Source organism: Pseudoalteromonas sp. Z9A6 (genome assembly GCF_011378805.1).
Classification (GTDB): domain Bacteria; phylum Pseudomonadota; class Gammaproteobacteria; order Enterobacterales; family Alteromonadaceae; genus Pseudoalteromonas; species Pseudoalteromonas distincta.
This window is the reverse complement of sequence record NZ_WTKZ01000034.1, coordinates 40,640-47,770: the sequence shown is the minus strand read 5'-3', so window position 1 is coordinate 47,770 and position 7,131 is coordinate 40,640. Positions and strand designations below refer to the sequence as shown.

The 7,131-nt window shown below is 41.4% G+C and carries 6 protein-coding genes and 7 tRNA genes; 10 read left to right on the top strand and 3 right to left on the bottom strand.

Annotated features, from left to right (window positions below):
• Positions 1-95 precede the first annotated feature (95 nt).
• Both GQR53_RS13285 and gloB read right to left on the bottom strand, forming a co-directional pair.
• Positions 96-1,676, bottom strand: a complete 1,581-nt coding sequence (locus tag GQR53_RS13285; protein ID WP_165744157.1) for a LysM peptidoglycan-binding domain-containing protein — start codon at positions 1,674-1,676, stop codon at positions 96-98.
• A 155-nt stretch (positions 1,677-1,831) separates the two neighbouring features.
• On the bottom strand, positions 1,832-2,605 hold the full coding sequence (gene gloB, locus GQR53_RS13280; protein WP_165744156.1) for a hydroxyacylglutathione hydrolase: 774 nt from the start codon (positions 2,603-2,605) through the stop codon (positions 1,832-1,834).
• Positions 2,606-2,658: 53 nt separating this feature from the next.
• On the opposite strand from gloB, the gene GQR53_RS13275 reads away from it, so the two are divergent.
• Entirely contained in the window at positions 2,659-3,444 is a 786-nt protein-coding gene (locus tag GQR53_RS13275; RefSeq protein ID WP_007378209.1) for a class I SAM-dependent methyltransferase, read from the top strand.
• A 163-nt stretch (positions 3,445-3,607) separates the two neighbouring features.
• On the opposite strand, the gene rnhA is transcribed toward GQR53_RS13275, so the two are convergent.
• Positions 3,608-4,072: a ribonuclease HI gene (rnhA, locus tag GQR53_RS13270; RefSeq protein ID WP_165744155.1), complete on the bottom strand. Its 465-nt coding sequence runs from the start codon at positions 4,070-4,072 to the stop codon at positions 3,608-3,610.
• 68 nt (positions 4,073-4,140) lie between these two features.
• On the opposite strand from rnhA, the gene dnaQ reads away from it, so the two are divergent.
• The 9 genes from dnaQ (at position 4,141) to GQR53_RS13225 (ending at position 7,097) form a co-directional block, all read left to right on the top strand.
• Positions 4,141-4,854 (top strand): DNA polymerase III subunit epsilon, encoded by a 714-nt coding sequence (gene dnaQ / locus GQR53_RS13265; RefSeq protein WP_024606537.1) that lies wholly within the window; start codon positions 4,141-4,143, stop codon positions 4,852-4,854.
• 9 nt (positions 4,855-4,863) lie between these two features.
• Positions 4,864-6,234, top strand: a complete 1,371-nt coding sequence (locus GQR53_RS13260; RefSeq protein WP_165744154.1) for a TIGR03503 family protein — start codon at positions 4,864-4,866, stop codon at positions 6,232-6,234.
• A 97-nt stretch (positions 6,235-6,331) separates the two neighbouring features.
• Positions 6,332-6,408, top strand: a tRNA-Asp gene (locus GQR53_RS13255).
• 26 nt (positions 6,409-6,434) lie between these two features.
• Positions 6,435-6,511: transfer RNA gene (locus tag GQR53_RS13250), tRNA-Asp, on the top strand.
• Between the two features lie 41 nt (positions 6,512-6,552).
• Positions 6,553-6,629: transfer RNA gene (locus GQR53_RS13245), tRNA-Asp, on the top strand.
• A gap of 31 nt (positions 6,630-6,660) precedes the next feature.
• Positions 6,661-6,737: transfer RNA gene (locus tag GQR53_RS13240), tRNA-Asp, on the top strand.
• 38 nt (positions 6,738-6,775) lie between these two features.
• Positions 6,776-6,852, top strand: a tRNA-Asp gene (locus GQR53_RS13235).
• Between the two features lie 37 nt (positions 6,853-6,889).
• Positions 6,890-6,966, top strand: a tRNA-Asp gene (locus GQR53_RS13230).
• A gap of 54 nt (positions 6,967-7,020) precedes the next feature.
• Positions 7,021-7,097: transfer RNA gene (locus tag GQR53_RS13225), tRNA-Asp, on the top strand.
• Positions 7,098-7,131: the final 34 nt, after the last annotated feature.

The following is a 7,131-nucleotide window of genomic DNA, read 5'->3' as shown; positions in this document are numbered from 1 at the left end:
ATCCCCATAAAAAGAAAAATGCCAGTCAGCTTAACTGACTGGCATTAGCGCATGCGCTCCTTTTTACTTTTTTACTTTTAATATAGTTTTATAAATTAACTACTTCTGACATCTACTTTAAGTTTTAGCTTTTGGCCAGGTTGTAAGTATTTTTGACCAGCTAAGTTATTCCACTTAATAATTTCGTTAACGCTTAGATTAAACTTAGACGCAATACGTGCAAGAGAATCACCTCGGCGTACTTTGTATGTAATAGTACGGTTGGTGCTTGCCGTTGCTTGTGGTTTATTAGCTGACTTATACACAGTTAGTTTTTGATTTAGGCGCAATACAGAGTTTTTCTTTAGTTTATTCCATTTAGCCAACTCATCCATAGTTACGTCATATTCGCGGCTAATATCCCATAACGTGTCGCCACTTTTAACTGTGTGCGAAAGCTTTGTGCGAGTTGCTTTATTAGCAGCTAAACGCATCTGCTTTGGTAAATGTTCGCTATTTATAGCGCCATCAGTAAGCGGGACTAGTAACTCTTGGCCTACTTTAATCGTATTTGATTTGAGTTTATTAAGCGATCGGATTGCACTTGAGCTTGTTGTAAACTTTTTGGCAATTACCGATAAGCTGTCGCCTCGAGCCACAATATAACGCTGCCAGCGTAATCTGTTTTTAACATCAGTGTTTGCTAGTTTTTGGCTAAATTGCTCTGCTTTATCTACTGGCAGTAATAAAGAATGTGGGCCATTAGGATCAGTTGCCCAGCGGTTAAAACCAGGGTTTAATCTGTATAGCTCAGTAAGCGTCATATCGGCCATATCAGCAGCAAGTGCTAAATCTATTTGCGAGCCAACATCAACCACTTCAACCACTTGTGCATTAATTACTGGTTGCCATGTAACGTTAAAATCATCTGAGCGTTTTAATAAATCGGCAAGTGCTAATAACTTTGGTACGTAGGCTGTTGTTTCGCTTGGTAAATCAAGAGACCAAAAATCGGTAGGTAAATGCTTTTTACGATTCTTTTTAATCGCGCGCATCAAGCGCCCTTCACCTGAATTATAAGCAGCAATCGCGTTAAGCCAATCGCCTTCAAGTGTTTTATGTAAATACGATAAGTAGTCAAGTGCTGCGCGAGTCGACTGCACTATGTCGCGACGACCGTCGTACCACCAGTTTTGTTTTAAATCGAATCGCTCACCGGTTGCAGGCATAAACTGCCAAATGCCCGATGCGCTACGATTAGAATAACCAAATGGGTCAAATGCGCTTTCTACAATAGGCAGTAGTGCAATTTCGATTGGCATTTCGCGCTTTTCTACTTCTTCAACTATAAAGTGTAAGTAAGGTTCTGCACGTTTGGAAATACGATCTAAATAGGCTTGGTGGCGAGCGTAATAATTACGTTCAGTAACAACAGGGCGGTTTTGCGGTATTTCGATAGAAAGTTGGTAGCGAATTCGCTCCCACACATCATCAAACACGGGAGCTTCTTGCTCATCAGGGTCAATTTGCTGGTATTGTGCGTTTACCATCAATGCATTGTTAATGTCGTTAGGACTTGCGCCTTCGAGTTTTTGGTTTGCTTGCGTGGCGACTTGAGAGTCTGAGTCTAGAGTTGTCAGTGTTTGACAACCACTTAGCGCTAACGCCAAGGCTACTAATAGGGGAGATTTATTCATAAATACCAATACATCGGGTAAAAAACTCGGCGAATACTACCTGTTATGAGTTAACATTGCCACTTAATGACTTTTTAAAACGCAGAAATAGAATCATCACTATATCTTAAGTTAATGATTCTAATAAAATAAATGTTAAAGTATTAGTTTGTGCATTAAAAATTGTCTTTGAACTGCCTCAGACTAGCAAAGTTTCCCCAAGGTTCATTGTTTTTTGTAACCGAGATAAATTTCTCCGGCACTAACTCTGTAATGGTTGGCAAATCGCTACGCATAAATGGATTTATTTTTAGCTCTTGTCCAATAGAAGTAGGTAATGAGATTTGATTATTACTGCGTAATTCATCTACTTTTTTACTGTACGCAAGGAGTTCTGGATTGCGTGGTTCAATTGCTTTGGCAAAGGCAAGATTAGCTTGCGTGTATTCGTGCGTGCAATACACACTGCAGCTTGTAGACAGCTCTCTTAGTTTATTGAAAGACTCCCACATTTGCTCTGGCGTGCCTTCAAATAAGCGCCCACATCCACCGCTAAACAATGTATCGCCGGTAAAAGCAAGTTCATCATTTGTGTAACAAATATGATCAAGCGTGTGCCCAGGAGTTGCTAAAATAGTAAAGTTAATATTAAGCACACTGATGCTTTGTCCATCAGTAAGTGCGTGAGTGACGCCTTTAAATGGACTATTTGCAGGGCCATAAACCGATATATCTGGATAGGCGTCAACTAATTCAGCTACGCCATCGGTGTGGTCGTAGTGATGATGCGTAATTAAAATGCCACCAAGCGTTAGTTTATGCTCAGCTAAGTACGTTAATACGGGATGTGCTTGGCCTGGATCGACTACCCATGCTTGGTTACTGTTATCGGTAGTTAAACACCAAATGTAATTATCAGAAAAGGCTTTAATTGCTTTGACTTGCACCATGGTAAATTGCTCTATAAAGTGACACTTATCGCATAGTATAACGAGCTCAAAAAATGAAACCAGCCCTTAGTTTTCAAGAAGGACCCAAACCACTGTCGTGGCAGCAGTTTCCTCATGGGGATTATTTGCGTGCAGATATTGAACGCAAAATGGAGCAATGGCTGCCGCGTATGTTTGGCTATCATATGCTTAAGCTAGGTAATTTAAGTGGCGAATTAAACACAAGTATAAGTACGATTAAACATCAAGTGTGTGTTGCAGAGCCAGGACCTTACACCGGGGTAGTTGCTGACATAGATGAACTGCCATTTTACGAGCACAGTATTGATGCTTGCATACTAAGCCATTGCTTAGAGTATCATTCAGACCCGCATCATATTTTACGAGAAGCACATCGCACGCTTATTCCGGGCGGTTATATACTCGTGACTGGTTTTAATCCGTTTAGTTTGTGCGGGCTTGCACAAATGCTGCCTTTTAGTGGTCAGAAATTACCATGGACAGGGCGTTTTTTTACCCCTGCGAGGGTTAAAGATTGGCTAAATTTATTGGGTTTTGAAATTGTAAGTGACGAACGTTTTATTTATTCATCACTGGCTAGAGGTAATAGGTTATCAAGATTTGAGTTTTGGCGTACTTTTGCAAAACAGTATTTAAAACCAATGGGCAGTGTTTATATGCTGGTGGCACGAAAAAGAGTTGCGCCACTTACGCCAATAAAACCTAAGTGGCATGCAAGGCCGCAGTTTGCACCAGTAAAAGGGGCAGGGCTTAGGCAAACGTCAAAGCAACACTTTAAATCGTGCGACCAAAAAAATAATACTAATTGCATTAAATAAGTGATCTATTATAGCGCTAAGAAAATAGCACATTAACAAGGCGAAAATTGTGACATATAGTTGTTCTATATGAATAATTTTTAACGCAGTTAGTGAGTTATTTAATGCGATAGAATGAACATGTTTTTAATAAAATTGGTATAACAACTAGCTTAGAATAAATTTAAGGCTGGTAGCCTACATCTTCTAGTAAATCTTTACTGCCAGCGGCATCGCGCGCTAAATCGTCAACTACTTCGTTGTATTTATTGCCGCTATGCCCTTTAACCCACTTCCAAGTTACATTGTGCTCGCTACAGGCTTTATCTAAGCGTTTCCATAAATCGACGTTTTTAACCGGCTTTTTAGCTGATGTTAACCAGCCACGTTTTTTCCAGTTAGTGATCCACGATTCAATGCCTTGCTTAACATATTGGCTATCGGTTGTTAGGTTTACTTCGCATTCTCGAGTGAGTGATTCTAGGGCTACAATAGCCGCGAGCATTTCCATTCGGTTATTAGTTGTGAGTTTATAACCTTGGCTCATTTCTTTTTCGTGGCCGTTATAAATCATAAAAATACCATAACCGCCGGGGCCTGGATTACCTAAACATGAGCCATCGGTGTAAATCTCTACGGTTTTTTGCACTGTTTTACCTTGATCTTATGTACAATAAAGTGATTATAGAAAGATACCAGAATCAGGCTAAATTCGATATGGCACGTAGACAAATAGTTTTAGATACAGAAACCACCGGCATCGACCCTAAACAAGGGCACCGTATTATAGAAATTGGTTGTGTGGAGTTAGTAAATCGCCGTTTAACAGGCAATAATTTTCACGTTTATATAAACCCACAACGGCCAAGTGAAGAAGAAGCAATCGACGTTCACGGTATTACTAACGAGTTTTTGCGTGATAAACCACTGTTTCATCAAATTGCCCAAGAGTTTTTCGACTATATTGAAGGGGCAGAGTTGGTTATTCATAACGCACCGTTCGATGTTGGTCATATGGATAATGAATTTGCACTACTTAATCAGGGCTATCCTAAAACAGAGACTTTTTGTCAAGTTCTCGACACGCTTAAAATGGCGCGTGACTTGCATCCAGGTCAAAAGAACAATCTTGATGCATTATGTCGTCGTTACGATGTAGATAACGCAAAGCGAACACTTCACGGCGCGCTACTGGATTCTGAAATTTTAGCCGATGTTTACCTTGCCATGACGGGTGGTCAAACAAAGCTGAATTTGAATCAAAACAAAGATGACGGCAGCGAGCAACAGAAAGGCGGTATAAAGCGTTTAAATAGCGATAGAGCCCCATTAGTTGTATTGCGAGCAAGCGACGCTGAGCAAAGCGCACACGAAGCACGATTAGATCTTGTAAACAAAGAAGGCGGCCAATGTATATGGCGCGCTGAATAAGGCGATTTAATGAAAACGATGTATTTTGTAACAGCGTTATGTGCCGCTAGTTTATTTACTGGCAATGCATATGGCGTAAAACAAGTAGAAGTGCTCAAGCGCGATGGGCATCAAAATGAGATCCCTTTACTTGATAATCGTTTTCGCATAGATAGCAAAATAGATGAAATAACACTGCTGTTTTTTAGAAAATCAGGTGCACCTGCTGTTATTTTAGTGCGGCCCGATGGCAGTAAGTACTTTGCTACTGACTCAGTTAAAAACCCTAACTTAGATTGGTTTGACGAACTCAGCTACGATTTAGTTACCATAAAAAAACCTATGGCGGGTCCTTGGCAAGTAATAGGCAGTATTTTACCCGACAGCAGAATAGTTGTATTAGGCGAAATATCTCTTGAGGCAGAGCCTCTTCCTTCAATGTTGTTTAGGGGGGAGACAATAAAAATCACCGGGAAAATACTAAACGACGGTGAGCCAATTAACACAAACCTATTTAGGGATGTTGTGAGCCTTAATGTTGACTTTGTAAGTACCAACAATGAAAACTTTGCTAACTTTGGCGCAGGCATTCAAGAAGTAGCGGAATTTAAAGACGATGGACGTGGATTTGATGAGCGTCCTAAAGATGGTGTGTTTACCGGCGAGTTTACTTTAGATTTTCCTGCGGGTGAATGGACATCAGAGCTTTACGTGGCAACACCTCTGCTGCAGCGCCGCATTGTGCAAAATACAATAGAAGTGCACGAGCCACCTTTTATAACCGAAGTCGCGTTAGCAGAGCAAGACACAGACGAGCATCTGTTAACTATAAATATAGACCCAAGTATTGTTAAGCCAGAAACAGTCATCATCCAGGGAAAAATATACTATCCCAATAACGAAGAGCAAATGTTTACCATAGATGCTGCAGCTAAAGACTCACGTCAGCTTAGTGTTAAAAATTATGATTGGGGTAGATATAGTGTTGAACTGTCTGTTTTTGGCACTAATATTAATGGCCGTGAATTTATGGCAACGCTGCCAACGTATAAATTTGAGATAGAACGACCCATAGAAGCGGTGCCCGAAATTGATCCGGCAACGATTATTACACCAGATAAAATGATTGAGAGTGAACCTGCTGAAGAAGAAATGGCCACATCGACAATTATTAGTTTAATTGTAGGCTGCAATACGCTTATTTTATTATTCGGTTGGTTGTTAATTCGTATATTTGTTCAGAAAAAACCGATTAAATTTAAAGTTAAGCTGCCTTTTTTAAAGAAAAAGAAAACAAGCGAAGGTGATGTTGCCGACACAGAAAAAAATCAAGTCGGTAAAAATGGCTCAAAAAATGACAGATCAGGTGAAATTTTAAACCTTTCGATGACAGATGACTAAAAAACCTATAAAAAAACAAAAAAGCCCTTGACGAAATAGGGGTTGGTTCGTATTATTCACGCCGCTGTCAGGGAGACCTAAACAGCAACGAAAATATGGAGTGGTAGTTCAGTTGGTTAGAATACCGGCCTGTCACGCCGGGGGTCGCGGGTTCGAGTCCCGTCCACTCCGCCATTTTCGTAAACTTGTAAGTAAAAGCTGGAGTGGTAGTTCAGTTGGTTAGAATACCGGCCTGTCACGCCGGGGGTCGCGGGTTCGAGTCCCGTCCACTCCGCCAACACTTACACAACGTATGGTTGTAAAACATATTCTTATTATGGAGTGGTAGTTCAGTTGGTTAGAATACCGGCCTGTCACGCCGGGGGTCGCGGGTTCGAGTCCCGTCCACTCCGCCAATAAGAAAAAATAACAGTTTAAATATGCGCTGGAGTGGTAGTTCAGTTGGTTAGAATACCGGCCTGTCACGCCGGGGGTCGCGGGTTCGAGTCCCGTCCACTCCGCCAACTATTTAAACAATGTTATATTACAAAATTTGTATGCTGGAGTGGTAGTTCAGTTGGTTAGAATACCGGCCTGTCACGCCGGGGGTCGCGGGTTCGAGTCCCGTCCACTCCGCCAACAAATTAAGTAATAACAAGTATAATGATATCTCTGCGGAGTGGTAGTTCAGTTGGTTAGAATACCGGCCTGTCACGCCGGGGGTCGCGGGTTCGAGTCCCGTCCACTCCGCCATTTGATATCATGATTAAAATTAGTAAGTGCATTACCCCATGCACATACCACTGCGGAGTGGTAGTTCAGTTGGTTAGAATACCGGCCTGTCACGCCGGGGGTCGCGGGTTCGAGTCCCGTCCACTCCGCCACTTGTTATTTCCTAAATGACAAGTTTATGCTCGA

Excerpts from the sequence above, each read along its gene's own strand:
- GQR53_RS13285 (WP_165744157.1), bottom strand. The coding sequence starts at position 1,676 with ATGAATAAATCTCCCCTATTAGTAGCCTTGGCGTTAGCGCTAAGTGGT.
- gloB (WP_165744156.1), bottom strand. The coding sequence starts at position 2,605 with ATGGTGCAAGTCAAAGCAATTAAAGCCTTTTCTGATAATTACATTTGG.
- GQR53_RS13275 (WP_007378209.1), top strand. The coding sequence starts at position 2,659 with ATGAAACCAGCCCTTAGTTTTCAAGAAGGACCCAAACCACTGTCGTGG.
- dnaQ (WP_024606537.1), top strand. The coding sequence starts at position 4,141 with ATGGCACGTAGACAAATAGTTTTAGATACAGAAACCACCGGCATCGAC.
- GQR53_RS13260 (WP_165744154.1), top strand. The coding sequence starts at position 4,864 with ATGAAAACGATGTATTTTGTAACAGCGTTATGTGCCGCTAGTTTATTT.